The organism is Paramicrobacterium humi, from assembly GCF_900105715.1.
Taxonomy (GTDB): domain Bacteria; phylum Actinomycetota; class Actinomycetes; order Actinomycetales; family Microbacteriaceae; genus Paramicrobacterium; species Paramicrobacterium humi.
This window is the reverse complement of the sequence record NZ_FNRY01000001.1, coordinates 2,528,134-2,554,906: the sequence shown is the minus strand read 5'-3', so window position 1 is coordinate 2,554,906 and position 26,773 is coordinate 2,528,134. Positions and strand designations below refer to the sequence as shown.

Here is a 26,773-nt window from a genome sequence, read left to right as displayed (position 1 = left end):
TCACCCAGCGAGAGCGATAACGGCGCGAGCCGCGGTGGCGAGCTCGACACCGTACCCACGACCGTGCCCCGCCGCATGCACGGCGAGCGGATGCAGCTGATGCACGGGGACACGCTCGCGCCAACCGTCGCGCAGCGGGTGCCGCTCCTGATAGCCGGCCAGCACCGTTTCGAGGTACGGCAGCCCGAACAGCGACAGCATGGCGAGGTCCGTCTCACGATGGCCGCCATGAGCCGCCGGATCGATGAGAACGGCTCCCGAGTCGGCCCAGAGCACGTTGCCGTTCCACAGGTCGCCGTGGATGCGCGCGGGGGCGTCACCGTCGTCGAAGGCGCCAGAGGCGATGATCCCGCAGGCGGTGTCGACCAGCGCGCGTTCGTCAGAGCTGAGGTTTCCCGCGTCGACGGCCGTGTCGAGGAAGGGTTCCACGCGGTACCGGGCGTAGAACTCTCCCCATGAGTCAGCCGTGTGGGAAGGCATCTCCCGTCGGCCGATGTACAGGCGACCGGACCAGCCGTCGGGGGCGGCGCCGAAAGCCGCAGCGCCGGCGTCGTGGGTCGTCGCGAGTTCGCGGCCGAACGCCGACGCCGCCTCGCGGCTCGGCTGGGTCGTGCTGATGCGCTCGAGCTCGATGCGTCCGGGACCCGCGTCGACGACGCGAACGCATCGTGCTCCCCCGGCGGCGGAAAGCCAGCGCAGCCCACTGGCCTCAGCCTCGAAGAAGTCCTTCGGAGCCGCCGGGTTCTGCTTGACGAGCGTTGACGACATCAGTCCCGGCGCCGACGCACGGCGATGAGGAACAGCACGGCGATGATCAGCGCGACGACGACCGCGAAGAGCGCCTTGACGATGAACCATGCCAAGTGGAAGAGAACGCCGACAAGCCACCAGGCCAGCCACAGGGCGATGATGAAGATGACGATACCGAGGACGATCTTCAGGGTTCTGCTCACGGGTCTCCCTCCGGCTTTGATCCTCAGGCTACGGCAAACGGCCGCCACCTTTCGGTGACGGCCGTTTGAAAGAAGTGCGATTGAACGCTTATCGGCGCAGTCCGAGACGCTCGATGAGCGAACGGTAGCGGGTGATGTCGACATCCGCGAGGTAGCCGAGCATGCGACGACGCTGACCGACGAGAAGCAGAAGGCCACGACGCGAGTGGTGGTCGTGCTTGTGCTGCTTCAGGTGCTCGGTGAGGTCTTTGATGCGCTTCGACATCACGGCGATCTGAACCTCAGGGGATCCAGTGTCACCGGGGTGTGTAGCGTACTCTTCGATGATCGCCTTCTTGGTCTCTGCATCAAGTGCCATAGAATCGATCCCCTTCCTCTCGTTGCGCGGTGCCCGGCACAGGATGTGTGGGCTCTCTTTATCCGCGGCCGTTGGACGGCAACCTACAAATTCTAGCAGATCGCCCCGCCCACTCACGCCGCGGTGCGAAGCCGGTCCCGGGTGGCCTTGCGATCCCGCGCGCGGCGCGCAGAACCCGCGGTGACGATCAGGCCGAGACCGACGCCGAGCACGGCGCCGGCGCTGTTGGCGACGATATCGCTCACTGTCGAGTACCGCGTCGCGGAGAGCACAACCCCTTGGAATCCCTCGATGAACAGGGTGAACGCAACACCGAACGCTATCCCCACCCACCAGAATCGGCGACCGAAAAGCAGCACGAGGAAGAGTCCGATCGGGACGAACATGCCGATGTTGGCCATGAACTCAAGCCGGCTGTACGTGATCCACTCGGTGAGCTCGTGGCGGGCGAAGAGCCGCAGCACTCGTGCGATCGTTCCGTTCACGTTCGAGTCGAATGGCGCAGGGGTCAGCGTGACCAAGCCGACGAACACGATGTACGCGAGCGTGATGATCGAGAGGACAGGATGCCGGTGCAGCATTTCTCCATCTTGAACCATCCGCGCTGAAGAATGCGTGAATTCACCGGCATCCGTCGCGGGTCTCAGAACGGAGCCCGCCCGGCATCCTCGACCGGAGTCTCAGCGGCGTCGTCGGTGCGCTCCCCTCCGTCTCCGACGGGCACCGCCCGGGCTGTCATCGCCGCGCGGGTGACATAGCGTCCGCCGAGCGGCGATGTCCACGTCATTGCTCCGTCTTCGCCCTGCTCCACGCTCCAGCGGGTCATGTGCTTGAGACGATGGTGCGGGCGGCACACGCTCGCGAGATTCTGGATGCTGGTCTCCCCGCCGAACTGCCAGTCTTTCGTGTGGTCGATCTCACACTCGGACGCACGGCGATTGCACCCCGGGAAGCGGCAGATCTCGTCACGGATCTCGACGGCGCGTCTCAAGTCCGCCGGCACCGCATAGCGATCGCGGCCCACGGAGAGGACGGCGCCGTTCTCTGCGCGGGTGAGGATCCGGATAAAGCTCGGGGCGTGGGCGGCGAGCTCTCGGGCCATGCTCGGATCGATCGGGCCGTATCCCTCGAGCTCGGCGGGCTCCGAGCTCCGGCCGAGGAGCGTGAGGACAGGTACGGTGACGTGCACCGTTGGCCGGACCGCGGCGAGCGGGGCAGGCGCCTCCCGCGTCGGCTCCTCTGCTCCGGGAGGGACGAGACCGGACATGACGGCGTCGACGACGACGTCCGCTGCAATCTGCCTCTGCGTCCGGTCATCCCCCGACGACTTGAGGCGCTGTGCGGTTTCGTGGGCAGCCGTGACGATGCCGAGCGTCGTCGCGGCGGTGCTGTACAGCGAGAGCCAGGCCATTCCGTCGTTGCCGGGGATGAACTCCACGCGTCGGTCCTTCTCCGCCCGCGTGCGGCGCTCCTCGAGAGTCTCGGGGTACATGCGCTCCCGAATCTTGCGTGCCGACTGCCGAAACTGCGGCGGAGTCGACGATTTCGCCGCCCTCAGCGCTGCGTCCTCGAACGCCTTCCTGTCGTGCGGCTCGAGCGTCGACGCCTGGTCGATGAGCTGCCGCGCGTGCTGATAGCCAATCGCCCCGTCGCGGAGCGCGCCGAGCGTGTCGGGCAGCTCGTTTGCCAGCGATTGGCTCTCGTCGAGCATCGAGGAGACCATGCGCTCAGAGAGCCTCGCGGCCGTCGCGATCTCGGCGACGAGGGCACGGCGCGTGAGCTCTGTGATCTGCTGCGCCGACGTGCCGGGGCTGTCGGTATGGACGAGAAGGTGCTCGTTGCGGCTGGCTGCGGCAACCGCCATGTTCATCATGCTCGCCACGCGCGCGTGCACGGTCGCGAGAAGCGCGTACTGGGACGCGATGCCGTCGATCATGAAAGACAGCATGTCGGCGGCGCGCCCCGGTGCGGCGTCCTCTGGCTCGTCAGGTCGTTCATTCGTGTTGTCCATGAAGCAAGTCCACCACGAGCCACCGACATTCTTTCGAACGCCTGTTCGAGATGCTCATTGGCGCGAGAACCGCCGATGGGACAAAGCGAGCCCCTCGGGCTACGGTGGAAAGCGTGACTGCCGCAGAGAATTCCCCGACCGACAGCCTCGACGACCTGACCACCCGACGACCCCGCGTCATCGAGTTCACCCTCCACCCCGTACGCAGCTTCCTCTTCGGGGTGGCGATGCTCGTTCTCGGTGCGCTGCTGTTCGCCCTCGCGCACACGCAAGGCGATCGATTCGGCGTCGCCATGTGGCTCCTGCTCGGTTTCGCAGCACTCGGCGTCGCGTTCGTCGTGCTCGCCGCCGCGCGCTGGCCGTGGTATCGCCGGTACGTGAAGACGCACGGCCGCTCGCCGTTGCCGCCTCAGGCGTAACCGGGCCGCGATTCATCTGGTGACGCTGGTCGGGATCGCCTAGTGTTGGTGCAACCGCGACGGCCGCGGCCGGCCACACAGCCGTTTCGACGCAGGGAGGGTCATGAGCTCAGAAAAACCGACTCCAGAAGGTGCCTCAGAAGACGTGAAGCGGAAGTTCCGCGAAGCTCTCGACCGCAAGAAGAACAACCAGCGCGCTGAGGGCGAGGCGCACTTGCGCGACAGCTCGCCCGTCGACCACGCACAGCGTCAGGACCACGCGCAGCGGGAGTTCCGGCGCAAGACGGGCTGACCGCGGCATCCACCACGACAACGAGCGGGGATCATCGACGTATCGATGATCCCCGCTCGATCTCTGCGTCCGGTCAGTTGCCCTGGAAGCCGCCGAGAAGCTGGTCGTACGTCTCGTCGAGAGCGAACGGATCCGTGACCCGCTGCGAACGCTCCGAGCTCTCCATGAGCGCGCTCAACTCGCCTGCCGCGCGTTCGATGCGGTCGGGCAGGGACTTCACTGTGTCGGCGCCCGCGCCCCAGTCCTCGCTCGCCGCATAGACGCCCGTCGGGACCACGATGGAGTGCATGTAGGTGAACAGCGGGCGGATCGCGAAATCAAGGGCGAGCGAGTGCCGCGGCGTTCCTCCCGTCGCGGCGATGACGACGGGGAGGTCGGTCAGCCCCGTGTTGTCGACGACGTCGATGAACGACTTGAACAGCCCGGCGTAGCTCGCTTTGAAGATCGGGGTCACGGCGATGAGCCCGTCGGCGCCTGAGACGGCGTCGATCGCGTCTTGAAGCTTGTCGTCGGCGTACCCGGTCAGCATGTTGTTCGTTATCGAGTGCGCGAGATCGCGCAGTTCGAACACCTGGACGTCCACGTCGATGTCGCGTTCGCGAAGCCTGCTCTCGGTGGCTTCGGCGAGCCGGTCCGCCAGCATGCGGGTCGACGAGGGGTTGCTGAGGCCGGCCGCGATGACCGCGAGCTTCCGTGTTGTCATAGTCAATTCTCCGATCCTGCGGTAGCCGCCTCACTGTCAACGCCGGCGAGCGCCGCGGCATTCCGCTGTTCCACGAGAGCCTCGTGAGTCGGGCCGTCGGGGACGTGCGAGGGGCGAAGCGAGTCGAATTCGCGACGCAACACGGGCACGACCTCTCCGCCGAGGATATCAAGCTGCTCAAGCACGGTCTTCAGCGGGAGTCCCGCGTGGTCCATGAGGAACAGCTGCCGCTGGTAGTCGCCGACGTAATCGCGGAAGCCGAGCGTACGGTCGATGACCTGCTGCGGACTGCCGACGGTCAGCGGCGTCTGTGCGGTGAACTCCTCGAGGCTCGGGCCGTGGCCGTAGACGGGAGCGTTGTCGAAGTAGGGGCGGAACTCGTTGACGGCGTCCTGCGAGTTCTTGCGCATGAACACTTGGCCGCCGAGGCCGACGATCGCCTGGTCGGCGGTGCCGTGGCCGTAGTGCTCGAAGCGCTGCCGGTACAGTCCGATCATCTTCTTCGTGTGCGAGGCGGGCCAGAAGATGTGGTTCGCGAAGAAGCCGTCGCCGTAGTAGGCGGCCTGCTCGGCGATCTGAGGGGAACGGATGCTGCCGTGCCAGACGAACGGAGGAACGCCGTCGAGCGGCCGCGGCGTGGACTGGAAGCCCTGAAGCGGAGTGCGGAACTGGCCTTCCCAGTCCACGAACTCCTCGCGCCACAAACGGTGGAGCAGTGCGTACTTCTCGATCGCGAGCGGGATGCCCTGACGGATGTCCTCACCGAACCACGGGTACACGGGACCGGTGTTCCCGCGGCCGAGGACGAGGTCCATGCGGCCGCCGGAGAGGTGCTGAAGCATCGCATAGTCCTCGGCGAGGCGCACGGGGTCGTTCGTCGTGATGAGCGTTGTGGCCGTCGAGAGGATGATCTTCGAGGTCTTCGCCGCGAGGTAGCTGTTTATCGCGACGGGGCTCGACGGGAAGAAGGGCGGGTTGTGGTGCTCGCCCATGGCGAAGACGTCGAGTCCGACCTCCTCGGCGTGCTGGGCTATGGTCAGAACGTCCTGAAGCCGCTCGCCATCGGTCGGCGTGCGACCGGTCGTGGGATCGGTCGTGATGTCGCCGACGCTGAAGATTCCGAATTGCATTCGTCCGCTCCTGAAATGTTTATGCAAATGAATGGATATCGGGCGCAACCAGGTTAGGCGCCATGCTATTCCCGCCCCCTTTCGAACGGCCAGCCCGAGTGGGAGGATCAGGTATGGACCGGGAAAGAACTCGCGCGGTCGTGCCGCCGTATCTGCTCGATCGCATCGCGAGCGCCGAGCGGTTCCGTTCGGCTTCGGCCGCCGCGCGACGCACTCTTCTCACCCAAAGCCCCGGGCGCAGCGCCGTGATCGCGGCCACGGGAACGCCGCGCGAGCAGCCGCGGAGCGCGGCGGCATCCCGGAGTCTGAGGCGTGAGGTGTACGACGCGAAGCACGCGCAGTCGCTGCCGGGCGCGCTCGTGCGCGCTGAGGGCGCACCGGCTGCCGATGACGTCGCCGTGAACGAAGCGTACGACGGTCTCGGCAAGACGTACGCGCTGTACCGCGACGTCTACGGGCGGGACTCGATCGACGGGGCCGGGATGCCGCTGCTCGCGAGCGTGCACTACGGAACCGACTACGACAACGCCTTCTGGGACGGCACGAGGATGGTGTTCGGCGATGGCGACGGCGAGGTCTTCCGCCGATTCACGATCTCGGTGAGCGTCATCGGGCACGAGCTCACGCACGGGGTCACCGAGCGAACGGCGGCCCTGCGGTATCAGGGGCAGTCGGGGGCGCTGAACGAGTCGGTGTCCGATGTCTTCGGCTGCCTCGTCGAGCAGTACGCGCTCGGCCAGAGCGTCGATCAGGCGACGTGGCTCGTCGGCGCGGGACTGTTCACCGACGAGGTGCAGGGAATCGCGCTGCGTTCGATGAAGGCGCCGGGGACCGCGTATGACGATGATGTGCTCGGGAAGGACCCGCAGCCGGCGACGATGGCGGGATACGTCGACACGACGGACGACGAGGGCGGCGTGCACATCAACTCGGGCATCCCCAACCGTGCGTTCTATCTCACGGCGGAGGCGCTCGGCGGGCACGCGTGGGACCGGGCGGGCGCTGTTTGGTATGCGACGCTCACGGGTGGGCGACTCGCCGCGGATGCCACGTTCGAGGACTTCGCGTCCCTCACCGTCACGACTGCAGAGGAGGGATTCGACGCGACCGTCGCGAGCGCTGTGCGGGATGCCTGGCAGACGGTCGGCGTGCTGGGCGCTTCCGCGAGCACCGGCACCTCGCACACTCCCCCGGCGGCGCCGGCGGGCGCTCGGAAGCCCGAAACCGTGAGCGTCGAGCGCTCAGGCGGAGTCACCGGCATTCCGAGGGCGTGGCGGGTCGATGTGGCGGCACAACCGGACCCGGACGCGTGGATCGACCTGCTCGAGCGGCTGCCGTGGGCCGACGCCGCGCACGCTGGCGAGCCGCAGGGCGCGGACCGGTTCCGCTACCGCATCCGCTGCTCTCCCCCACCGCGCGCGATCGACGATGCGGATGCTCAGATCGAGGTCGTCCTCACCGAGACAGAGCTCACCGCATCGTGGCAGGAGCTCATCATGTGGGTGCGCACCGCCGATGGCGACGACACGGCGTGAGTCCGATCAGGCGGTGAGATCGAGTTCCGCGGCGAGCAGCTCGAGCGTTCGCTCTCGCGCCGGAGTCTGGTCGAGCGGATCAGCATCGAAGGAACCGGCGACGGGCGAGATCATCAGCTCGTCGACGCCGTGCTGTTCTGCGAGGCGTTTGGCCTGTCGCGCAGCGCTGGCCGGGTCGCCGAGGATGTAGCGGGAGACCGCCTGCTGGATGAACTCCTCCGTGAGAGCATCGGTCTGTTCGCGCTCGGCGTCCTCGACCGTCGCAAGCATGCCAAGCGGCTTGTTGGTGCGCAACCGCGCCATGTGCTGCAGATTGGGCAGCGCAAGAGCATAGGCCTCGTCGGCCGTGGCCGCGACCACGGCGTTGGCGGTCATGAACGTGCGCGGCTTGTCGGCATACGCGGACGGCTCGAAGCCGCTGCGGTAGATCTCGAGCGCTCGCTCTGCTCCCTGGCCGCTGAAGTGGTTCGCGAACACGTACGGAAGGCCGAACGAGGCGGCGAGGCCGGCCGAGTAGTCGCTCGATCCGAGCAGCCACACCTCCGGTGTGCCGGCCGCGGCCGGGGTCGAGCGCAAGGGGTACTCCTTGCCGCTCGTGAGCTGCACCGCTGCACCGTCAGGGCCGAGCAGGGCGATGATGTCGCTGACGTTGTTGGGGAAGCGGTTCACGTCGCTGGTCGCGCCGCTCTGATTCAGCACGGCGGTCACAACGGGATCGCTGCCGGGCGCCCGGCCGATGCCGAGGTCGATGCGGCCAGGGGCCGCCGCCTCGAGCAGGGCGAACTGCTCGGCGACGACGAGCGGGGCGTGGTTCGGCAGCATGACGCCGCCCGAGCCGACTCGGATGTTCGTTGTGCGCGAGGCAAGGAGGGCGATGATCACCGCGGGATTCGTCGAGGCGACGGACGGCATGTTGTGGTGCTCCGCCACCCAGTAGCGGGTGTAGCCGAGAGCGTCGGCGCGTTGAGCGAGACGAACGGACGCCGCCAACGCCTGGGCGGAGTTCTGGCCTGTGCGGACGGGGACGAGATCGAGGACCGAGAGTTTCATCACCTGGTGCAAGCCGCGCTGCGGGATTTTCATTCCCGGTAGGCTCGGCCGGTTCAGTCGAGCAGCTCCTGCCAGCCGGTGCCCTCGACGTGCTCGAACACGATGTTGGTCTCCGAATGCGCGACGACCGGGTGCCCGGTGACGTACTTGACGACGAAATCCCGAAGCTCGGCCGTGCTTCGCGCGGCGACGTGAAGGAGATAGTCGTCCCGACCGCCGAGGTGGAAGAGAGAGAGCACGCCCGGCCACCCGGTGACCTCTCGCCGGAAGGCTTCGATGTCGGAACGATCGTGCTGAGTGAGCTGGATGGCGATGACGGCCTGGAGCGGCGCGCCGAGCACCGCGAGGTCGATGTCGGCATGGAAGCCGGTGATGTCACCCGATTTCTGCAGTCGCTTGAGGCGCAGCGACACCGTCGACTCGGCGATCCCGAGTTCGGCCGCGAGCTGTGCTCCGGAGGCGCGCGCGTTCAGAGACAGCGCCTTGAGCAGCGCCCTGTCGGTCTTGTCCAGCTGCTGCTTCTGCGACGCCATGCCTGCTCCGTTCTGAGCGCTCGAAGCTTCTTGAGAATGTGACGTTCAAGCTCTCGGAAGCTTCAGCTCTGATAGAAGAGTGCCACAGCTGCTGCCTTGTCCGCAGTCGGCGATCGCAGCTCCTGCCCGTCTGCGCGGAGGCTCAGGCCGGTTCGCTCACAAGAACGTGCAGAGGGTAGTGAGAGAGGGCCTGCCTGCCGCCGAGCCCCGTGAGCTCGAGAACGAGGCCGATTCCGGCGACAGTGCCGCCCGCGCGTTCGATGAGTCGCGCGGTCGCACGGCAGCTCCCACCGGTGGCGAGGACGTCGTCGACGATCAGCACTCGAGCACCGGCGCGAAGCGACGACGGCTTGAGCTGCAGCGTCGCCGTGCCGTACTCGAGCGCGTACTCCTCGCTCAGCACCTCGCCCGGCAGCTTCCCCGCCTTCCGCACAGCGACGAGGTGCGTGCTCGTCGAGTACGCGAGCGCTGACGCGAGCAGGAACCCGCGCGCTTCAACTCCTGCGACCGCGTCGAAGGTCCCCGCGAAAGCGGCGGAGAGGTCGTCGATGACGGCTCGGAACGTCTCGGGATCGGCGAACGCGGGCGTCAGGTCACGAAAGACGATCCCGGGCTTCGGGAAGTCCGGGATCGTCTCGCTCTGTTCGAGCACTCGTGCGGCAGCATCCACGTGCTACTGCACTCCGAGGAGGTCGATGACGAAGATGAGGGTCTGGCCGGAGAGCGGGTGACCTCCGCCAGCTGGTCCGTAGGCGAGCTGCGGCGGAACCGTGAGCTGGCGACGACCGCCGACTCGCATTCCCGGGATGCCCTCTTGCCAGCCCGCGATGAGGTTGCGCAGCGGGAAATTGATGCTCTCGCCGCGGCTCCAGGACGAGTCGAACTCTTCGCCGCTGTCATAGGAGACACCGAGGTAGTGCACGTCGACGACCGACGACGCTTGCGCCTCCGGGCCGTCTCCGACCTCGATGTCGACGATCTGGAGTTCTTCGGGAGCCGGCCCGACGGGGGCGTCGACCTCTGGCTTGGTCTTCTTGGAATCGCTCATGCTCCCATCCAAGCCGACCGTGCGGACGGTGGCAACTTGGGATTGTCCAGCGGGGGCGACCGCGTTCTCAGTGCGAACGCCGGTGCAGCACCGACGAGACGACGTGCACGATGAGCCCGACGAGCAGCGGGATACGGCGCCCGACGGCATCCGACAAGGGGCCGAGCACGAGCTGACCGAGCGCCATGCCGATGAGCGATCCGGTGAGCGTGGTCTGGATTGCCGCTTCAGAGGCGTCGAGATCGAGAACCATCTGCGGCAACGCCGGAAGGTACATGTCCATCGTCATCGGCCCGATGGCGGACATGACGCCAAGCAGCACGATGAGGCCTTTGTGTCCTCCGGCGGGCGCTGGCGACGCGGGCCCTCCGTAGTTCGCGCTCATTCTCTCCTCTGCGCTGATGACGGTCGTTCCGACCGTTGCGTGCGATCACGTCGACTCGCAGCTCCCAGAGATTGCGGTTCGGAGACCACCGCCCCGAATCTAGCCGAGCCAGCGGAGCGTTTATCTGAGTCTCGTCGGACTCTTGATTTCCGCACGGCGCCATTGCATGATGGAGACACAAACTCATCGCCCGGTTTCGATTCGCAGGCCTCGCCGCGAACACCGGGCGATGAGGACGTTAACGGCCTGTAGCGACTGCCCGGAGCAGGCGCGACGGGCCGGTAGCCTGAATGGGTGAGATTTGCGCATCTGAGTGACCCGTCCATGGCGGCCGGTGGAGTACGACTCGCAGTGGTGGAGGGCGAGAACGCCCTCTTCCTCGACGAGATCCTCGACGACGCCCCCTCGACCCTCCAGGTCCTCCTTGACCGCGGGCCCGACGAGTTGGACCGGGTCCGCGCGATGTCCGAAGCGGCGTTCCGCCAGGGCGCGGAGACGGCTCCAATCAGCGACCTCGACTTCGATTCGGCGGTGCTCACTCCGCCGGCCGTGATCGCGATCGGCTTGAACTACTCGGCGCACTCGAGCGAGCTGAAGCTCAAAGCCGACCAGGCGCCGACCGTGTTCACGTTGTGGCCGAACTCGCTCAACGGTCACTTGCGCACCACGACATGGCCGCGCGCGCTGAGCGAGGCCATCGACTACGAGGCGGAGCTCGGCGTCATCATCGGCACGGCCGCGCACGACGTCTCCGAGGACGAAGCCCTCGACTACGTCTTCGGCTACACGGTCGTGAACGACATCACGGCGCGCGACATCCAGTACTCGGAAGCCCAGTGGACCCGCTGCAAGTCATTCGACGGCTTCACGCCGACCGGACCTGTCGTCGTGACGGCCGACGAGGTTCCCGACCCTCAGGATCTGCGGATCACCACGGTTCTCGACGGGCACATGATGCAGGACTCCTCGACAGGGCTCATGGTGCGTTCGGTCGCGAAGCTCGTCTCGTACCTGTCGCGCTCGACGACGCTGCTGCCCGGAACGCTGATCTCCACGGGCAGTCCGGGCGGAGCCGGCTACTCGCGAGACCCGCAGGTGTTCCTGCGGGACAGGTCGACGGTGACCGTCGCCGTATCAGGAATCGGTGAGCTCACCACCCACTGCCGAATGTTCTGATTCAGCGTCGATTACCGGGATGGCGGTCGTGATCGCCTCGAGGCCCGAGAGCCGCGCAGGTGACAGCTGCTTCGTGACTTCCTCACGCGTCATGAGGTCGGCCTCGACGACGAGATCGGCGATGTTCCGGTGCGTCAGCAGCGCCGTCTTCGCGAGCGCAGCGGCGGCGGTGTAACCGATGAACGGTGTGAGCGCCGTGACGACGCCGACAGAGGTTCCGACCATCGTCTCAAGACGACTCTCGTTCGCGGTGATCCCGTCCACGCAGTTCACGCGAAGCGTGTGGCAGCCGCGCGCCATCCACAGAATGCTCTGCAGCAGCGAGTGCGCGATGACGGGTTCGAAGGCGTTGAGCTGAAGCTGACCCGCCTCGGCCGCCATGGTCACCGTCGTGTCAGCTCCGGCGACGGAGAAGGCGATCTGGTTCATCACCTCGGGGATGACGGGGTTCACCTTTCCCGGCATGATCGAGGAGCCCGCCTGCTTCGACGGCAGGTTGATCTCGCCAAAGCCGGCCTGTGGACCGCTTGAGAGCAGTCGCAGGTCGTTGCAGATCTTCGACAGCTTTATCGCCGACCGCTTGAGGGCTCCGCTGAACGACATGAACGCGCCCGCGTCGCTCGTCGACTCGACAAGGTCGGGAGCGGTCTCGAGCTTGAGCCCAGTGATGGCGTTCAGGTGCCGCACAACCACGGAGGCGTACCGCGGATCCGCCGTGATGCCGGTGCCGATCGCGGTGGCGCCGAGGTTGATCTCGGCGAGCAGCCAGATCGTCTCGGAGAGGCGCTTGTGGTCTTCGCCGAGTGTCGTGGCGAAGCCGTGGAACTCCTGGCCGAGCGTCATGGGCACGGCATCCTGAAGCTGTGTCCGGCCGACCTTGAGGACCTGACGGAACTCCTCAGACTTCCCCGCGAACGACTCGCGCAGGAGGTCGAGCTCATCGAGCAGGTCGACGAGAGAACGCGCGAGAGCGATCTTGATGGCCGTGGGGTACACGTCGTTTGTCGACTGGCTGCGGTTCGTGTGGTCGTAGGGCGAGATGAACGTGTAATCGCCCTTGTCGTGGCCGGCCATCTCGAGCGCGATGTTCGTGATCACTTCGTTGGCGTTCATGTTCGTCGACGTGCCGGCGCCGCCCTGGATGACGCCGACGCAGAACTCGTCGTGGAACTCGCCGTCGATGATGCGCTGGCACGCCCGATCGATGAGCTCCGCCTTCTCGGGGCTCAGAGCCCCAAGCTCGGCGTTCGCGCGAGCGGCCGCCTGCTTGACGGACGCGAGGGCGACGACGAGGTGCGGGTACACCGAGATCGGCCGCTTCGTGATGTCGAAGTTCTCCATGGCCCTCGCGGTGTGAATGCCCCAGTACGCGTCTGCGGGGATCTCCATCGATCCGAGGGAATCTGTCTCCGTGCGTGTAGCAAATTCGCTCATGACTGGGAGCCTACCGGCCTCTGCGTCCGCGCCGGGCGAGCCGGCTGGGGTGTATAGATGGTTGTGCACACCCCGCCAGCCGAACGGAGCCCGCGTGAGCACCATCTACGACGTCGCAGCCCTCGCCCAGGTGTCGCCGGCAACGGTCTCGCGCGTGATCAATGGCTCGAGCGTCTCACCGGAGAAGGCCGAACGGGTTCGCGCGGCAGCCGAAGAGCTCTCCTTCGTACCCAATCGCACGGCTCGCTCGCTGCGCCGCAGATCGTCGAACATGATCGCGCTCGTGATTCCCGACATCGAGAACCCGTTCTTCACCGTGATCGCTCGCGGCGTCGAGGACCGCGCCCGCGAGGCGGGTTACAGCGTCGTGCTGTGCAACACCGACGAGGATTCGACAAAGGAGGCCGCGTACTTCGACATCGCGGTTCTCGAGCACATGGCCGGCGTCATCGTCGCGCCGGCATCCGACGCGTCAGATCTCGACCGCATCGCCTCGGCGGGCCGTCCGCTCGTCGCCGTCGACCGCCGCAGCCACGATCGGCGCGTGGACTCGGTGGTGATCGACAATCCCGCGGCTGGACGCGAAGCGACGGAAGCGCTCATCGCCCAAGGCAGACGCCGCATCGCGTGCATCACGGGGCCGGAGAGCGTCGAGACCGCTCAGCTGCGCCTCGAGGGCTGGCGCTCCTCGATGACCGCGCACGGCCTCGACACGGCCGGCCTTGAACGGCACGCCGACTTCCGCGTTCTAGGCGGGCGCGCCGCGATGCGCGAGCTGCTGGCCCTTCCGCAGCCGCCCGACGCCGTTGTCGCGACGAACAACATGATGGCGATCGGCGCCCTCCAAGCGCTTCACGAAGGCGGCATCCGGTCGGGCGATATCGCCGTCGCCTCCCTCGGCGATCTGCCGAGCGCACCGGTCATGCCGGAGAACACGCTCGTCATCGACCTGCCTGCCCGCGCCCTCGGCATCACCGCCGCCGAGGTGCTGCTACGCCGCATCGCGGGGACGGAGAGCGCGCCCGAGACCATCGTGCTCGGCACAGGCGACTGAGCCGCGGCCCCGCTCCCGAGCGCGCGTCGTCTTGCACGTGAAATCGATTTCGGGCAGGATGTGATGACAATCCCGATCAAGGAGGATCCATGCCATCTGCCTCGTACGCCTTCCCCGTCGAGCATGCGGCCCCGACGGCCGAGCCGAACACCCTGTACACCGTCGCGTCCGGCGATCTTCGTCTCAGCGCGAACGAGGCAGGGTGGGAGACGCAGAAGCAGCTCGAGGCCGACTTCGCCGCGGCGGCCGAGCGTTTCGGCTGGTCGGTCGTGCGCGCGCACGACGTCGACCCGGAGACCGGGCACGGCTTCATCGACTCGCAGAAGAAGGGCATGGACGTCTTCCGCGGCATCCCGGCTGACGCTCCGCTCGTCGTCGTCGACGCCGTGTGGCAGTACTCGCACCACGTGCTGCCCGGGCTGCGGACCCACACGGGCCCGATCCTCGTCGTCGCGAACTGGGCGGGCGACTTCCCCGGCCTCGTCGGGCTGCTGAACCTCACGGGAAGCATGACGAAGGCGGGCATCCGCTACTCGGCGCTGTGGAGCAAGGACTTCACCGACGAGTGGGCGCTCGGCAAGCTCCGTGAGTGGCTCGAGACGGGCTCCATCACGCACGACCTCTCGCACGTGCGGGTTCTGCCCGAGCTCGACGGCTCGAGCGAAGAGGTGCGGCTCGGTCGGGCGCTCGCTGAGCAGCTGCGAACCGAGAAGGCGATCATCGGCGTCTTCGATGAGGGCTGCATGGGCATGTACAACGCGATCATCGACGACGAGCTGCTCAATCCGCTCGGCATCTACAAGGAGCGGCTCTCGCAGAGCGCCCTGCTCGCCGAGATGGCGCGAGTGACGGATGCCGAGGCCGAGGCCGCACGCCAGTGGCTCGACGACCGCGGCTTCACGTTCCACTTCGGAACCGACGACGCGACCGAGCTCACCCCGGCGCAAGTGCACGAGCAGATGAAGATGTACATCGCGGCCCTGCGCATCAGCGACGACTTCGGCCTCGACGCCGTCGGCATCCAGTACCAGCAAGGACTCAAGGACATGACGAGCGCGAGCGACCTCGCGGAGGGACTGCTCAACAACGTCGAACGCCCCGAAGTGCTCTCGCGGGATGGCTCGCGGGAGCTGTACGCCGGCAAGGCGCTCCCCCACTTCAACGAGGTCGACGAGGGCGTCGCCGTCGACGCGCTCGTCACGAACCGCATCTGGACCGCGATGGGGCTCGACCCGGCGAACACGCTCCACGACGTCCGTTGGGGCGAGGAGTACGACGGCGAATTCGTGTGGGTCTTCGAGATCTCCGGCGCCGTGCCGGCGAGCCACAACGGCGGTTACGACAAGAGCTACAGCATGCGCCAGGTGCCGCACTTCTTCCCCAAGGGCGGCGGAACCCTCTCCGGGGTGTCCAAGCCCGGCGAGATCGTCTGGTCGCGCGTCTACATCGAGAACGGCCGCCTTCACCTCGACATCGGTCGCGGCCACGTCGTCGAGCTGCCCGAGGAAGAGACCCAGCGCCGCCTGAACGCGACGGACCCGCAGTGGCCCATCATGCACGCGGTGCTCGACGGTGTCTCTCGGGACCAGCTGATGGCCCGGCATAAGGCCAATCACGCGCAAGTGGTCTACGCGCCTGACGCGGAGACGGCGGACAAGGCGCTCCTCGCCAAGGCCGCGTTCTTCGACCACCTGGGGGTCGAGGTTCACTTGTGCGGTGACGTCTCCCTCTGACGACCGGCCGACGCCGGATCAGCGCTTTCGCGAGAACGCCTCGACGCGCTGGTCCGGCGTCATCTGTTCGAGCCGCGTGATGAACTCGTCGGTGAACGAGTCGAATCCCGCGTGATCGCCCAGCGGCACCACTGAATGAACGATCGTGTCCTCGTACACGTGCACGAGGTTGAACGCCTGCCCTCCGGCCATGCCGTTCACGGCACGCTGCGGCATGGACAGGTTCATCGTGTAGCAGGTCGCGGCGGCGACCGACACCGGTATGCCGGCGAATGTGCCATGGCTGGAATAGTGCAAGTGTCCGCCGAGGATTGCGCGGACGTCACGCCCGCGAACGACGTCGGCGAAACGGCTCTGCTCGCGCAGCTCCAGGATGTCGAAGATGGGCTGGGGCGCGGGAATGGGCGGGTGATGGAGCCCGATGATGGTGCCGTGCGGAGCAGGCTTCGAGAGTTCGCTGTCGAGCCACCGCAGCTGCGCGGTCGTGAGCTCGCCGTGGTGGTATCCGGGAACGCTCGTGTCGAGCCCGATGAAGCGCAGTCCGTCGAAGTCCCACACGCGGTCAACAGGCTCCTCGCTCGCGACCTCGTCGAGCATGACAGAGCGCATCGCCGGTCTCTCGTCGTGGTTTCCCATGAGCCAGATCACTGTCGAGCCGAGCCGCTCGGCAACGGGGTCGACGGCGTCACGCAGCCGCCGGTAGGCGTCGGGCTCGCCGAGATCCGTGAGATCTCCCGTGAAGACGATGGCCGTCGGGTTCAGCCCTGTGCGCTCGAGCTGCAGCAGAGCCTGTGCGAGGTTCTCGTCGGTCGGCACCCTTCCGTAGAGCTGTCTCCCGCCGGAAAGCAAGTGCGGGTCGCTGAAGTGGGCGACGGTGTGCCGTGCGGGAGCATGCTGGCCGAGCTGAACAGACATGGGCACAGCTTAACGAGCGCGGCCGACATGCTCTCGCATGCCGGGCGCCTGTCGACGAACCGTCAGCCGACGAGCGCCTCGATGGGGCCCCGTGCGAAGTAGACGACGAAGCCGGCAGCCACGATCCACAGCAGCGGGCTGATCTGGCGTGCCTTTCCGGACAGGGAGCGCACGATCACCCACGCGATGAATCCCGCGCCGATGCCGTTGGCGATCGAGTACGTCAGCGGCATGACCGTGACGGTGAGGAAGACGGGAAGCGTGACCGAGACATCGCTCCAGTCGATCTCCCGGATCTGAGCCATCATGAGGCAGCCGACGATGACGAGGGCAGCAGCAGCCACTTCGCTGGGCACGATGCTCGTGAGCGGTGTGAAGAACATCGCGAGCAGGAACAGCACGCCCGTGATGAGGTTCGCGAAGCCGGTGCGCGCCCCCTCGCCGATGCCGGCGCCAGACTCGACGAACACGGTGTTCGAGGAGCCGGACGTGGCGCCGCCGACGACAGCGCCGACGCCCTCGACGATCAGAGCTGACTTGAGACGCGGGAAGGTGCCGTCCTTGTCGGCGACGCCCGCCTCCTTCGACAGGCCCGTCATGGTTCCCATGGCGTCGAAGAAGTTTGTGAAGACGAGCGTGAACACGAGCATGAGAGAGGCGAGGATGCCGATGCGACCGAAACTGCCGAACGAGAACTGGCCGATAAGACCGAGGTCGGGCACCGCCACGATGCTGCTCGGCAGGGTCGGCACCGCAAGGCTCCAGCCGCCGGGATTGTCGGCCGATGACCCGAGGTGGAAGATCGCCTCGACGATCATCGCGATGATCGTGCCGGCGAGAATGCCGATGAGCAGACCGCCCTTGACCTTGCGGGCGACGAGGATTCCCGTGATGAGCAGCGTCACGACGAACACGATCGTTGGACCGGTTGCGACGGAGCCGCCGACCCCGAGGCCGACGGGCGGCGAGGCCTGCCCGGTCGCGGTGACGAAGCCGGAGTTGACGAAGCCGATGAACGCGATGAACAGGCCGATGCCCACGGTGATCGATATCTTGAGCTGCATCGGGACGGCGTCGAAGATCATTCGGCGCAGGCCGGTTGCCGACAGAAGCACGATGATTAGCCCGTTGACCACGACGAGGCCCATCGCCTCGGCCCACGTTACCTGCCCGACGACGCTGAACGCGAGGAAGGAGTTGATGCCGAGCCCCGCCGCGAACGCGAACGGCAGCCGGGCGATGACCCCGAACAGGATCGTCATGACACCCGACGTGAGGGCTGTCACGGCAGAGAGCTGCGCGAAGTCGAGCGTTGCTCCCGTCACGTCGGCGCCCGACGAGAGGATGATGGGGTTGAGCACGACGATGTAGGCCATCGCCACGAACGTGACGACGCCGCCACGCACCTCAGCGCCGACGGACGAACCGCGTTTGGTGATCTCGAAGAAGCGATCGAGGCGGCTGGGCGCCGTGGTACCGGTTGACACGCAGGGGTCCTTCCTGTGGGCGTGGCACGCCCCTTCGTCGGGGTGGAGAGAGAGCGGCCGAGTCGCCGCCGGAATCATCCTATTGCCCCCGACGATCGCTCGTCCCCGCGCAGACGACCGGATGCCGCTACGGTATCGAAGGGCGAGTTCCGTCCACCACCACTCGAGACTGAGAGCGAGATCGCATGGGCCTTCCCTGGACACTGCACGGCGATGGCAAGAACGTCGATGCCCGAGAGATCGTCGGCCCGGCTGAACGGCTCTCGTGGCCGAGGACCATCGGAATCGGCGCCCAGCACGTCGTCGCGATGTTCGGTGCGACGTTCCTCGTCCCGATTCTCACGGGTTTCGACCCGAGCACGACGCTCCTGTTCTCCGGCATCGGTACGCTGCTGTTCCTGCTCATCACGCAGAACCGGCTGCCGAGCTACCTCGGCTCGTCGTTCGCGTTCATCGCGCCCATCACCGCCGCCACCGCCGCCGAGTCGATGGGTGCCGCCCAGTTCGGCATCATCGCCGTCGGGCTCCTCCTCGTTCTCATCGGCGTCATCGTCCAGGTCGCAGGCTCCGGCTGGATCGACGCCGTCATGCCCCCGGTCGTCGCCGGCACCATCGTCGCCCTCATCGGCTTCAACCTTGGTCCCGCCGCCTGGAACAACTTCAAGCTCGCTCCGATCAGCGCGACCATCACACTCGCGGCGGTGATCCTCTCGTCGGTGCTGTTCCGCGGAATCCTCGGCCGGCTCTCGATCTTCCTCGGCGTCGTCGTCGGCTACATCGCCGCCGCGTTCCTCGGCGAAGTGGATTTCTCCACCGTGCAGAAAGCGGCGTGGATCGGCTTCCCGCACCTGTCGGCGCCGGAGAACCCGTTCACGCACCCTGAACTGTGGGGGCTGCTCCCCGCGTTCCTGCCCGTCGTGCTCGTGCTCGTCGCTGAGAACGTCGGGCACATTCGCGGCGTCGCGCAGATGACGGACCCGTCCGTGAACGAGCAGACGGGTCGCGGCCTGCTCGCAGACGGCCTGGCGACGATGCTCGCCGGGTTCGGCGGCGGCTCGGCGACGACGACGTACGGCGAGAACATCGGCGTCATGGCGGCCACTCGCGTCTACTCGACGGCGGCGTACTGGGTCGCGGGCCTCGTGGCCATCGTGCTCGCACTGTCACCGAAGTTCGGCGCGCTCATCAACACCATTCCCGCCGGCGTTCTCGGCGGCGTGACCACGGCGCTGTACGGCATGATCGGCATCATCGGCGTGAAGATCTGGCTCGACAACAGAGTCGACTTCAACAAGCCCGTCAATCAGTTCACGGCAGCGACCGCCCTCATCATCGGCATCGCGAACTTCGTCTGGTCGGACGAGGCGAGCGGTGTCACGTTCAACGGCATCGCCTTCGGAACGATCGCGGCCATCGCGATCTACCACGTCATGACGTGGATCGGACGGTGGCGCGGCACGGAGTGACTCCCCCGCGGGGTTGTGCTCGGGGCGCTCGGCGACAGCCGGAGCGCCCCGAGCGCTATCAGCCCCCGTGCAGTGCCGGGACGATCAGGTAGATGCCGAACAGCACGGCACCCGCGCACAGCACGAAGCACGCGTACGCACCCACTCGCGCCGCCATCTGCTGGGCGGGCGTCAGCGGGTTCTTGCGCGCCGCCTTCTCCGCCTTCTTCTCAGCCTGGGCGATCTTCTTCGGGCTCATCACCGTGATGGCGTCCGTGAACTCCGCCGGCACGACGACGGGCACTCGGCCGGCCGTGACAAGCAGGCGCAGGCCGAGCGCGTAGAGCCCGACGACGACGAGCGCGCCGATCAGCGCCGAGGCGAAGACGATGAGAAACGCTACCCAATCGATCACTTCTTTGCCTTCTTCTTTCGCTTCGCCTTGATGTCGACCGCTTCACCGGATGCCGCGACATCAGCGATCATCGCCTCACGGTGCTCCTGCTCGCGGCGCGACCAGAGGAAGATTCCGAGGATCACCACGACGCCGACGAGGGTGTCGGCGATGACGCCCCAGGCTCCGAAGCCCGCGAGCAGAGCCGCGAGGGCGCCGACGATGGCCGCGGCCGGCAGGGTCATGAGCCAGCCGAGGGCGATGCGGCCGGCCGTGCCCCAGCGCACCTTCGAGCCGCGCCGTCCGAGGCCGGAGCCGATCACGGAGCCCGAGGCGACCTGCGTCGTCGACAGCGCGAAGCCGAGGTGGCTCGAGGCGAGGATCGTGGCCGCCGTCGACGCCTCGGCCGAGAAGCCCTGCGCAGGCTTCACCTCGGTGAGGCCCGTGCCGAGCGTCTTGATGATGCGCCAGCCGCCCACATACGTGCCGAGGGCGATTGCGAGTGCACACACGGTGACGACCCAGATGTGCGGGCCCGTGCCGGCGTCCTGCGCGCCCACCGCGATGAGCGCGAGGGTGATGATGCCCATCGTCTTCTGCGCGTCGTTGGTTCCGTGCGAGAGGGCGACGAGGGATGACGTGAAGATCTGGCCGTAGCGGAAGCCGCTGCGGCCGTCGACCTTGCGGTCGTAGCGACGCGTCATGGCGTACGCCATGCGCGTCACGAGGAAGGCGATCACTCCGGCGGTGAGCGGCGCGATGAGCGCGGGCAGGATCACCTTCGACAGCAGCACGCCGAAGTCGACGGAGTGCACGCCGACGCCGACGATGGCCGCTCCGATGAGCCCGCCGAACAGCGCGTGCGAGGAGCTCGAGGGCAGCCCGAACAGCCACGTCACCATGTTCCAGGTGATGGCGCCGATGAGACCCGCGAGAATGAGGTCGGGCGTGATGAGCACGCCGCCCTGGCCCTCGCGGATGATGCCGCCCGAGATGGTCCTCGCCACTTCCGTCGACAGGAACGCGCCGACGAGGTTGAGGATGGCCGCGACGCCGACAGCGACCTTCGGTTTCATCGCGCCCGTCGCGATGGGAGTCGCCATGGCGTTCGCCGTGTCGTGGAAGCCGTTCGTGAAATCGAAGAAGAGAGCGAACCCGATGACGAGTACGACGACTAAGGAGGCTATTTCCACCGGAAAGTATCTCTGATTCAGGTCGTGATGCAGGCGCCGCCTTCTCGAAACGTCATGAGAAGTTCGGCGCTCGAACAACGGCGGTTAAGGCGGACGTAATTGATACTCGCACCCGGACGGCTCGCCGGTCAACTCGAAGCGAGCGCGCCGCGAGGCGGTGCACGCTCACCGGCCGCCTCCCCCGCCGCCGCCTCCGCCCCCGCCGGCGAAGCCGCCGCCCGTCGAGCCGCCGGAGGAACTGGTCGAGGCCGCTTGCGCCCACGGTGTCGCCGTGCCGCTCGTGATCGTGAACGCGGAGACGCCGCGCACGAGGGAGCCGAGCGGCACGCCCGCCTGAGTGACGAACCAGTCGCTTCCCGTTCCCGCGACGCGGTATCGCTGCTCGAGCACGCGCGCCCACGAATCGGCGACTCCCCAGAGCACGGCATACGGCAGCAGCTTCTCGTAGAGCACGAGCACGGCCCCCGCGTCGCCCGCGTCGATGCGCTCCGCGCCCGTCGGGCTCTGCAGCATCCGGATGCGGTCCTCCTCCGCGACCGTGAGATACAGCTTGAGCCCCTCGACGTACTCGCGGAGCTCCGCTCCGCGCTTCGTGCGCGCGCTGCGCTTGGCGGTGATGATGACGTCGGCGATGAAGGAGCCGACGGCGACGATGACGGCGAGCCCGGCGACGTCGGTGACGGCGTAGAACTGGCTCGCGATGATCACGAACAGGATGCTGCCGGCGGCCGCCGCGCCGGCGGCGCCGAGCAGCAGACCGCGACGCGGCACCCGTCGCACGACGCGGAGCCCGGCCTTCTCCGCCGCGCGGCGCAGCCGGCCGGGGGCGCCCTGCAGATAGCTGCCGAGCTCGGCGTCGTTGCGCCACAGGTCGACGTGGCGCGATCCGTCGAACAGCCGCGCGCACAGCTTCTTGTCCTCGTCGGGGATGCGGGAGGGGTCGACGAGCTCGAGCGTGAACGACTTGTGCTCGGGCCTGTCGATGATGCGTGCGGCGCGCGACACCGCGAGACGGATCATGGCGGCGGGCACGTAGCGCCCGGCACGATCGACGATGTCCGCCTCCATGCGCAGCCCGGCCCCCGACGGCGAGTACTCGGCGATGACGGTGCCGCGGCCTTTCTCGTCGCGCACGCTGAGCCGGCGCGCCACGATGGCGACCACGAGAAGCGCGAGGCTCACGACGAGGAGCACGACCGGCACGATCGTGAACACCGGCCACGTGATGGGACGCACCGGTTCGGTGAACGTGCCGTTGCGGAAGCCGACCGCCACCGTCACCGTCTGCTCGGCGTCGAGACGTTCGCTGGAGGTCGTGAACACGGTCTCCCCGTCCGTCTCGCGCGCATCGATGCGGCACTGTGAGTCGGAGCCCTGGCTTCCGGCGTAGCACGCCGCGCTGCCTGTGAGCGCGGATTCGAGTTCGGCGGGAACGTGCACGCGCATCACGGCGCTCTCGAACGGCTGCTCCCACCCGGTTCCGGGTCCGTCCCAGTAGAACTCCTCGGCGTCGGTGTCGGCGAAGGCGCGCACCACGTCGACCTGACGGTATGTGATGACGTAGCTCTGGTCGCCGTGCACGTAGTCGTCGGTTCCCGTGGCGACCTCGAGGAAGCCGCCGTCGGACTCGACGGTGTACGGCACGTCCTCGCCGGCCGCGTTCGTGACGGAGACGACCTCGGTGTGCAGGTCCACGCCGTCGGCGGACTGCGGGATCGCGCGGACGATTCCCTTGTTCTGGTCGCTCTGCGGGAACCGGGCGACGAAGGCCTCCGTGGTCGTGAGCAGCGCTCGCCCGGACTCGTCCCGGCCGAGAGCGAAGTCGCCCTCGTAGGAGGCAAAGCTGAAGTCATCGACGTCGCCGCGGACGGCGACCGGTGCCGGAGCGAGAGCGGCCGCAGGAGCGGCTGCGACCCCGGCGACCGCGCCCGCTGCGACGATGACGCCGATCGCGAAGCGCCGAGCGAGCCGGTGCAGGGCGGTGCGGGTCACGAGGCCGCCTCGACGCCCGTGGACCGGGCGACGGTCGCGAGGTCCTCGGCGAAGTCGAATCGTGCGTCGACAGTGCCGCCGGCGAGAACGTCCGGCAGCCAGTAGCGGGCATCGTCCCACATCTGCCCGTACGGCACGCCGTGAAGCGGATACCACACGGGGTCGAGTTCGTCGGAGCCGCGAGGCTCCCCCTGCCAGCGCGTGCACACGAACACGTGCGAGACCTGGCTCCACTCCTCCCGAAAGGGGAAGCGGTAGTCGAGGCGCCCGCGGGGCTGCAGCGCCTCGCGCGCCACCGCGAGACCGGACTCCTCGCGGATCTCGCGGACGGCGGCGGTCGCGGCATCCTCACCCGGTTCGAGCTTCCCGCCGAGGCCGACGATGTTGCCGGTGCCGAGCCCGCGCTTCTTGCGCCCGAGCAGCACGTGGACTCCGTCCGGCGTCTCGCGCAGCAGATAGCACACGCACACGTCGGGGTGGGGCACGCTACATCTCCTCGTGCGTGTTCGGGTCGCCGCCGAACAGGCGGCCGTCGGGCCGACCGAGGGCGGTGATCGCGGCGATCTCCTCGTCGCTCAGGCTGAAGCCGAACACGTCGAGGTTCTCGCGCTGGCGCTCGGGGTTCTGCGATTTCGGAATCGGCACGACGCCGCGCTGCGCGTGCCAGCGCAGAACCACTTGCGCGGGCGTGACCTCGTGGGCGTGGGCGATGTCGACGACGACGGCCTCGTTGTAGGGCGCCGCGCGCTTGCCGAGCGGACTCCACGCCTCGGTCACGATGTCGTGCTTCGTGTGGAAGGCGATGAGGTCCTCCTGCGGGAAGTACGGGTGCACCTCGACCTGGTTGACGGCGGGAAGCACCCCGGTCTCGGCGGCGAGCCGGGTGAGGAAGTCGACGGTGAAGTTCGACACGCCGATGGAGCGGACCCGTCCGTCCTTCTGCAGATCGATCATGGCGCGCCACGCGTCGACGAATCTGCCCACGCTCGGGTTCGGCCAGTGGATGAGGTACAGGTCGATCTGGTCGAGCCCGAGCGCCGCGCGCGAGGACTCGAACGAGTCGAGAGTCTGCTGGTAGCCGTGATGCCTGCCCGGCAGCTTCGTCGTGACAACGATGTCGGAGCGGTGCACGGGCGTCTCGGCGAGCGCGCGGCCGACCGCGGCCTCGTTCTCGTAGTTCACGGCCGTGTCGATGAGCCGGTACCCGTTCTCGAGCGCGGCGAGCACCGCGCTCGTCGCGTCCTCCCCTTGCAGCGGATAGGTCCCGAAGCCGATTCCGGGGATGCTGGTGCCGTCGCGGAGGGATCGCTGGGGAATCTGTGTCATGCCTCCACCGTAGCGGTCGCGACTACCGTGGAGTCATGACCGAGATTCCCCACGCCGCGCAGCGTCCGTTCACGCGCGAGCACCACGGCGACACGTTCTCCGACCCCTACGCGTGGCTGAGCGAGCAGGAGGACCCCGCGGTGCGGGACTACCTCGAGGCCGAAAACGCGTACACGCGCGAGCAGACCGCCCACCTCGCCGGGCTGCGGCGGCGACTGTTCGAGGAGATCAAGACGCACACGAAGGAGACCGACCTCTCGGTGCCCGTGCGCGAGGGCCAGTGGTGGTACTACGCGCGCACCGCGGAAGGCAAGCAGTACGCGAGCCACATGCGCGCGCCCGCCCACGACTGGACTCCCCCGAATCCGGATGCCGCCGAGCAGATCCCCGGCGAGATGCTCGTTCTCGACGACAACGCCGAGGCGAAGGGGCACTCGTTCTACCGTCTGGGCTCGTTCGATGTGAGCCGAGACGGCACACGGCTGCTGTACGCCGTCGATACGACCGGCGACGAGCGCTACCTGCTGCGCGTGCGCGACCTCAGCACGGGCCAGAACCTGACCGACGAGATTCCGGGCACGTTCTCGGGCGCCGTGTTCTCCCCCGACGGCGAGTGGATCTTCTACACGACGGTGGACGAGTCGTGGCGTCCCGACACCGTGTGGCGGCACCGCGTCGGCACGGTGGCATCCGACGACCAGGTGGTGCTGCATGAGCCCGACGAGAAGTTCTGGGTCGGCGCGGGCGTCACCCGCAGCGGACGCTACATCGCGCTCGCGATCGGCTCCAACATCACGAGCGAGTGGCAGCTGATCGATGCGCAGACGCCGGATGCCGCTCCCGTCGTCGTGTGGCCACGGCGCGAGGGCGTCGAGTACGAGGTCGAGCACGCCGTCGTCGACGGCGAGGACGTGCTGCTCGTGCTGCACAACAGCGATGCTCCGGGATTCCGGCTCGACGCGGTGCCCGCGGCGCGACTCTCCGATCCCGCGGCGACCTGGAGCGTGCTCCCGCACGATCCCGTGCGTCGGCTGGAGAGCGTGGAGGCGTTCCGCGATCGACTCACCGTCGAGTACCGCGAGGACGGCCTCACCCGCATCGGCACGATCGAGCTCGCCGCATCCGCAGGCCTGCGCGATGCGACCATCGCTCCCGTGCGCTTCGAGGAGCCGCTGTACACGGTGGGTTTCGGCGGCAATCCCGAGTGGGAGCAGCCCACGCTGCGGCTCAGCTTCACGTCGTTCGTGACGCCGTCGACAGTGTTCGAGCTCGAGCCGGTGACGGGCGCGCTGAGCGTGCTCAAGCGGCAGCCCGTTCTCGGCGGCTACGACCCGGCGCTCTACGAGCAGAGCCGGGAGTGGGCGATCGCCGACGACGGGGCGCGCGTGCCCGTCTCGATCGTGCGACGGCGCGAAGCGGCATCCGGCCCCCTGCTGCTCTACGGCTACGGCTCGTACGAGGCGAGCATGGATCCGTCGTTCTCGATCGCGCGGCTCTCGCTCTTGGATCGCGGTGTGACCTTCGCGATCGCGCACGTTCGCGGCGGCGGCGAGCTCGGCCGGTACTGGTACGAAGACGGCAAGCTGCTGCGGAAGAAGAACTCGTTCACCGACTTCGTCGCGTGCGCGCGGCATCTGATCGAGCAGGGCCGCACGAGTCCCGACCGGCTCGTCGCGGAGGGCGGCAGCGCGGGCGGCCTGCTCATGGGCGCCGTGGCGAACCTCGCGCCGGAGCTGTTCGCGGGCATCCACGCGGCCGTTCCGTTCGTCGACGCCCTCACGACGATCCTCAACCCGGAGCTTCCGCTCACGGTCATCGAGTGGGACGAGTGGGGCGACCCGCTGCACGAGGCCGACGTGTACGCGTACATGAAGTCGTACTCGCCGTACGAGAACGTGCGGGAGGGAGTGCGGTATCCGCGCATCCTCGCCACGACGAGTCTCAACGACACGCGCGTGCTGTACGCCGAACCGGCGAAGTGGACGGCCCGGCTGCGCGATGTCGGCGCTCCCGTGCTGCTGCGCACCGAGATGCACGCCGGGCACGGCGGCGTCAGCGGGCGGTACGCCGCGTGGGAGGAGCGGGCGTGGGAGATGGCCTGGATCCTCGACGTGCTCGGCCTCGCCGCGACCGAGCCCGCCTGAGCGACTTCCGCCAACGCGAACGGCGCAGGGCGACGGGTGTCGCTCCTGCGCCGTGTGGCTCGC

General features: G+C 67.5%; 28 protein-coding genes. 8 read left to right on the top strand and 20 right to left on the bottom strand.

The genetic code is table 11. The annotated features are described in order from the left end of the window. The 5 genes from BLV49_RS12730 to BLV49_RS12710 all read right to left on the bottom strand — a co-directional run bounded on the left by BLV49_RS12730 (position 1) and on the right by BLV49_RS12710 (position 3,322). Positions 1-768: a fructosamine kinase family protein gene (locus tag BLV49_RS12730; RefSeq protein WP_091185067.1), complete on the bottom strand. Its 768-nt coding sequence runs from the start codon at positions 766-768 to the stop codon at positions 1-3. After that, entirely contained in the window at positions 768-953 is a 186-nt protein-coding gene (locus BLV49_RS12725; RefSeq protein ID WP_091185063.1) for a hypothetical protein, read from the bottom strand. The genes BLV49_RS12730 and BLV49_RS12725 overlap by 1 nt, the downstream gene beginning before the upstream one ends. Before the next feature lie 88 nt (positions 954-1,041). Continuing rightward, positions 1,042-1,311: a 30S ribosomal protein S15 gene (rpsO, locus tag BLV49_RS12720; RefSeq protein ID WP_091185059.1), complete on the bottom strand. Its 270-nt coding sequence runs from the start codon at positions 1,309-1,311 to the stop codon at positions 1,042-1,044. Positions 1,312-1,424: 113 nt separating this feature from the next. After that, complete coding sequence (locus BLV49_RS12715) at positions 1,425-1,892, bottom strand: VanZ family protein (protein WP_091185055.1); 468 nt, start codon at positions 1,890-1,892, stop codon at positions 1,425-1,427. Positions 1,893-1,954: 62 nt separating this feature from the next. Beyond that, positions 1,955-3,322, bottom strand: coding sequence for an HNH endonuclease signature motif containing protein (locus BLV49_RS12710; RefSeq protein ID WP_091185052.1), 1,368 nt, complete (start codon positions 3,320-3,322; stop codon positions 1,955-1,957). Between the two features lie 113 nt (positions 3,323-3,435). Between BLV49_RS12710 and BLV49_RS12705 the strand changes: the two genes are divergently transcribed. Together BLV49_RS12705 and BLV49_RS12700 are read left to right on the top strand one after the other, a co-directional pair. Beyond that, positions 3,436-3,741 (top strand): hypothetical protein, encoded by a 306-nt coding sequence (locus BLV49_RS12705; protein WP_091185049.1) that lies wholly within the window; start codon positions 3,436-3,438, stop codon positions 3,739-3,741. 103 nt (positions 3,742-3,844) lie between these two features. Further along, positions 3,845-4,033, top strand: a complete 189-nt coding sequence (locus tag BLV49_RS12700; RefSeq protein ID WP_091185045.1) for a DUF5302 domain-containing protein — start codon at positions 3,845-3,847, stop codon at positions 4,031-4,033. A gap of 73 nt (positions 4,034-4,106) precedes the next feature. Here BLV49_RS12700 and BLV49_RS12695 read toward each other — a convergent pair whose 3' ends face one another. Next, positions 4,107-4,736 carry an FMN reductase gene (locus tag BLV49_RS12695; protein WP_091185042.1) on the bottom strand — a complete coding sequence of 210 codons (630 nt, stop codon included), beginning with the start codon at positions 4,734-4,736 and terminating at the stop codon, positions 4,107-4,109. A 2-nt stretch (positions 4,737-4,738) separates the two neighbouring features. Then, positions 4,739-5,866, bottom strand: coding sequence for an LLM class flavin-dependent oxidoreductase (locus tag BLV49_RS12690; RefSeq protein WP_091185038.1), 1,128 nt, complete (start codon positions 5,864-5,866; stop codon positions 4,739-4,741). Positions 5,867-5,979: 113 nt separating this feature from the next. Here BLV49_RS12690 and BLV49_RS12685 point away from each other — a divergent pair, with 113 nt between their 5' ends. After that, complete coding sequence (locus BLV49_RS12685; protein WP_091185035.1) at positions 5,980-7,401, top strand: protealysin inhibitor emfourin; 1,422 nt, start codon at positions 5,980-5,982, stop codon at positions 7,399-7,401. Between the two features lie 6 nt (positions 7,402-7,407). Here the strand turns inward: BLV49_RS12685 and BLV49_RS12680 are convergent, their stop codons facing one another. From BLV49_RS12680 to BLV49_RS12660, 5 genes are all read right to left on the bottom strand, one after another. Further along, a complete protein-coding gene (locus BLV49_RS12680) occupies positions 7,408-8,484 on the bottom strand; it encodes an LLM class flavin-dependent oxidoreductase (protein ID WP_176980839.1) in 1,077 nt (358 codons plus the stop codon). Between the two features lie 20 nt (positions 8,485-8,504). Beyond that, entirely contained in the window at positions 8,505-8,984 is a 480-nt protein-coding gene (locus tag BLV49_RS12675; RefSeq protein WP_091185029.1) for an Lrp/AsnC family transcriptional regulator, read from the bottom strand. 142 nt (positions 8,985-9,126) lie between these two features. Then, a complete protein-coding gene (locus tag BLV49_RS12670; protein WP_245723650.1) occupies positions 9,127-9,636 on the bottom strand; it encodes an adenine phosphoribosyltransferase in 510 nt (169 codons plus the stop codon). Positions 9,637-9,657: 21 nt separating this feature from the next. After that, entirely contained in the window at positions 9,658-10,032 is a 375-nt protein-coding gene (locus BLV49_RS12665) for an FKBP-type peptidyl-prolyl cis-trans isomerase (protein ID WP_091185023.1), read from the bottom strand. Positions 10,033-10,099: 67 nt separating this feature from the next. Continuing rightward, positions 10,100-10,417 carry an MFS transporter gene (locus BLV49_RS12660; protein WP_091185020.1) on the bottom strand — a complete coding sequence of 106 codons (318 nt, stop codon included), beginning with the start codon at positions 10,415-10,417 and terminating at the stop codon, positions 10,100-10,102. A gap of 294 nt (positions 10,418-10,711) precedes the next feature. On the opposite strand from BLV49_RS12660, the gene BLV49_RS12655 reads away from it, so the two are divergent. Next, positions 10,712-11,593 carry a fumarylacetoacetate hydrolase family protein gene (locus tag BLV49_RS12655; RefSeq protein ID WP_245723649.1) on the top strand — a complete coding sequence of 294 codons (882 nt, stop codon included), beginning with the start codon at positions 10,712-10,714 and terminating at the stop codon, positions 11,591-11,593. Here BLV49_RS12655 and BLV49_RS12650 read toward each other — a convergent pair. Continuing rightward, positions 11,552-13,027 carry an aspartate ammonia-lyase gene (locus BLV49_RS12650; protein ID WP_091185014.1) on the bottom strand — a complete coding sequence of 492 codons (1,476 nt, stop codon included), beginning with the start codon at positions 13,025-13,027 and terminating at the stop codon, positions 11,552-11,554. The genes BLV49_RS12655 and BLV49_RS12650 overlap by 42 nt on opposite strands. Before the next feature lie 94 nt (positions 13,028-13,121). On the opposite strand from BLV49_RS12650, the gene BLV49_RS12645 reads away from it, so the two are divergent. Together BLV49_RS12645 and BLV49_RS12640 are read left to right on the top strand one after the other, a co-directional pair. Then, the gene (locus BLV49_RS12645; RefSeq protein ID WP_091185011.1) at positions 13,122-14,081 is read left to right on the top strand and encodes a LacI family DNA-binding transcriptional regulator; all 960 of its coding nucleotides are present in this window, start codon (positions 13,122-13,124) and stop codon (positions 14,079-14,081) included. 89 nt (positions 14,082-14,170) lie between these two features. Then, positions 14,171-15,814 (top strand): fucose isomerase, encoded by a 1,644-nt coding sequence (locus BLV49_RS12640; RefSeq protein WP_091185008.1) that lies wholly within the window; start codon positions 14,171-14,173, stop codon positions 15,812-15,814. Positions 15,815-15,832: 18 nt separating this feature from the next. On the opposite strand, the gene BLV49_RS12635 is transcribed toward BLV49_RS12640, so the two are convergent. Beyond that, the gene (locus tag BLV49_RS12635; protein ID WP_091185007.1) at positions 15,833-16,729 is read right to left on the bottom strand and encodes a phosphodiesterase; all 897 of its coding nucleotides are present in this window, start codon (positions 16,727-16,729) and stop codon (positions 15,833-15,835) included. A gap of 62 nt (positions 16,730-16,791) precedes the next feature. Beyond that, entirely contained in the window at positions 16,792-18,294 is a 1,503-nt protein-coding gene (locus tag BLV49_RS12630; protein ID WP_091185004.1) for an NCS2 family permease, read from the bottom strand. A 107-nt stretch (positions 18,295-18,401) separates the two neighbouring features. On the opposite strand from BLV49_RS12630, the gene BLV49_RS12625 reads away from it, so the two are divergent. Beyond that, positions 18,402-19,682, top strand: coding sequence for a uracil-xanthine permease family protein (locus BLV49_RS12625; RefSeq protein WP_091184997.1), 1,281 nt, complete (start codon positions 18,402-18,404; stop codon positions 19,680-19,682). Between the two features lie 58 nt (positions 19,683-19,740). Here BLV49_RS12625 and BLV49_RS12620 read toward each other — a convergent pair whose 3' ends face one another. From BLV49_RS12620 to BLV49_RS12600, 5 genes are all read right to left on the bottom strand, one after another. Next, positions 19,741-20,076, bottom strand: coding sequence for a peptidase (locus BLV49_RS12620; protein WP_091184993.1), 336 nt, complete (start codon positions 20,074-20,076; stop codon positions 19,741-19,743). Further along, on the bottom strand, positions 20,073-21,248 hold the full coding sequence (locus BLV49_RS12615; RefSeq protein WP_091184989.1) for an inorganic phosphate transporter: 1,176 nt from the start codon (positions 21,246-21,248) through the stop codon (positions 20,073-20,075). Before BLV49_RS12615 ends, BLV49_RS12620 begins: the two co-directional genes overlap by 4 nt. 165 nt (positions 21,249-21,413) lie before the next feature. Then, positions 21,414-23,240, bottom strand: coding sequence for a DUF2207 family protein (locus BLV49_RS12610; protein ID WP_143034056.1), 1,827 nt, complete (start codon positions 23,238-23,240; stop codon positions 21,414-21,416). After that, the gene (locus BLV49_RS12605; RefSeq protein ID WP_091184982.1) at positions 23,237-23,725 is read right to left on the bottom strand and encodes an 8-oxo-dGTP diphosphatase; all 489 of its coding nucleotides are present in this window, start codon (positions 23,723-23,725) and stop codon (positions 23,237-23,239) included. Before BLV49_RS12605 ends, BLV49_RS12610 begins: the two co-directional genes overlap by 4 nt. A gap of 1 nt (position 23,726) precedes the next feature. Further along, positions 23,727-24,566 carry an aldo/keto reductase gene (locus BLV49_RS12600; RefSeq protein ID WP_091184978.1) on the bottom strand — a complete coding sequence of 280 codons (840 nt, stop codon included), beginning with the start codon at positions 24,564-24,566 and terminating at the stop codon, positions 23,727-23,729. A 35-nt stretch (positions 24,567-24,601) separates the two neighbouring features. Between BLV49_RS12600 and BLV49_RS12595 the strand changes: the two genes are divergently transcribed. Next, complete coding sequence (locus BLV49_RS12595) at positions 24,602-26,710, top strand: S9 family peptidase (RefSeq protein WP_091184975.1); 2,109 nt, start codon at positions 24,602-24,604, stop codon at positions 26,708-26,710. Positions 26,711-26,773: the final 63 nt, after the last annotated feature.

Excerpts from the sequence above, each read along its gene's own strand:
- BLV49_RS12730 (WP_091185067.1), bottom strand. The coding sequence starts at position 768 with ATGTCGTCAACGCTCGTCAAGCAGAACCCGGCGGCTCCGAAGGACTTC.
- rpsO (WP_091185059.1), bottom strand. The coding sequence starts at position 1,311 with ATGGCACTTGATGCAGAGACCAAGAAGGCGATCATCGAAGAGTACGCT.
- BLV49_RS12715 (WP_091185055.1), bottom strand. The coding sequence starts at position 1,892 with ATGCTGCACCGGCATCCTGTCCTCTCGATCATCACGCTCGCGTACATC.
- BLV49_RS12710 (WP_091185052.1), bottom strand. The coding sequence starts at position 3,322 with ATGGACAACACGAATGAACGACCTGACGAGCCAGAGGACGCCGCACCG.
- BLV49_RS12700 (WP_091185045.1), top strand. The coding sequence starts at position 3,845 with ATGAGCTCAGAAAAACCGACTCCAGAAGGTGCCTCAGAAGACGTGAAG.
- BLV49_RS12695 (WP_091185042.1), bottom strand. The coding sequence starts at position 4,736 with ATGACAACACGGAAGCTCGCGGTCATCGCGGCCGGCCTCAGCAACCCC.
- BLV49_RS12690 (WP_091185038.1), bottom strand. The coding sequence starts at position 5,866 with ATGCAATTCGGAATCTTCAGCGTCGGCGACATCACGACCGATCCCACG.
- BLV49_RS12685 (WP_091185035.1), top strand. The coding sequence starts at position 5,980 with ATGGACCGGGAAAGAACTCGCGCGGTCGTGCCGCCGTATCTGCTCGAT.
- BLV49_RS12680 (WP_176980839.1), bottom strand. The coding sequence starts at position 8,484 with ATGAAAATCCCGCAGCGCGGCTTGCACCAGGTGATGAAACTCTCGGTC.
- BLV49_RS12675 (WP_091185029.1), bottom strand. The coding sequence starts at position 8,984 with ATGGCGTCGCAGAAGCAGCAGCTGGACAAGACCGACAGGGCGCTGCTC.
- BLV49_RS12665 (WP_091185023.1), bottom strand. The coding sequence starts at position 10,032 with ATGAGCGATTCCAAGAAGACCAAGCCAGAGGTCGACGCCCCCGTCGGG.
- BLV49_RS12660 (WP_091185020.1), bottom strand. The coding sequence starts at position 10,417 with ATGAGCGCGAACTACGGAGGGCCCGCGTCGCCAGCGCCCGCCGGAGGA.
- BLV49_RS12650 (WP_091185014.1), bottom strand. The coding sequence starts at position 13,027 with ATGAGCGAATTTGCTACACGCACGGAGACAGATTCCCTCGGATCGATG.
- BLV49_RS12640 (WP_091185008.1), top strand. The coding sequence starts at position 14,171 with ATGCCATCTGCCTCGTACGCCTTCCCCGTCGAGCATGCGGCCCCGACG.
- BLV49_RS12635 (WP_091185007.1), bottom strand. The coding sequence starts at position 16,729 with ATGTCTGTTCAGCTCGGCCAGCATGCTCCCGCACGGCACACCGTCGCC.
- BLV49_RS12630 (WP_091185004.1), bottom strand. The coding sequence starts at position 18,294 with ATGATTCCGGCGGCGACTCGGCCGCTCTCTCTCCACCCCGACGAAGGG.
- BLV49_RS12625 (WP_091184997.1), top strand. The coding sequence starts at position 18,402 with ATGGGCCTTCCCTGGACACTGCACGGCGATGGCAAGAACGTCGATGCC.
- BLV49_RS12600 (WP_091184978.1), bottom strand. The coding sequence starts at position 24,566 with ATGACACAGATTCCCCAGCGATCCCTCCGCGACGGCACCAGCATCCCC.
- BLV49_RS12595 (WP_091184975.1), top strand. The coding sequence starts at position 24,602 with ATGACCGAGATTCCCCACGCCGCGCAGCGTCCGTTCACGCGCGAGCAC.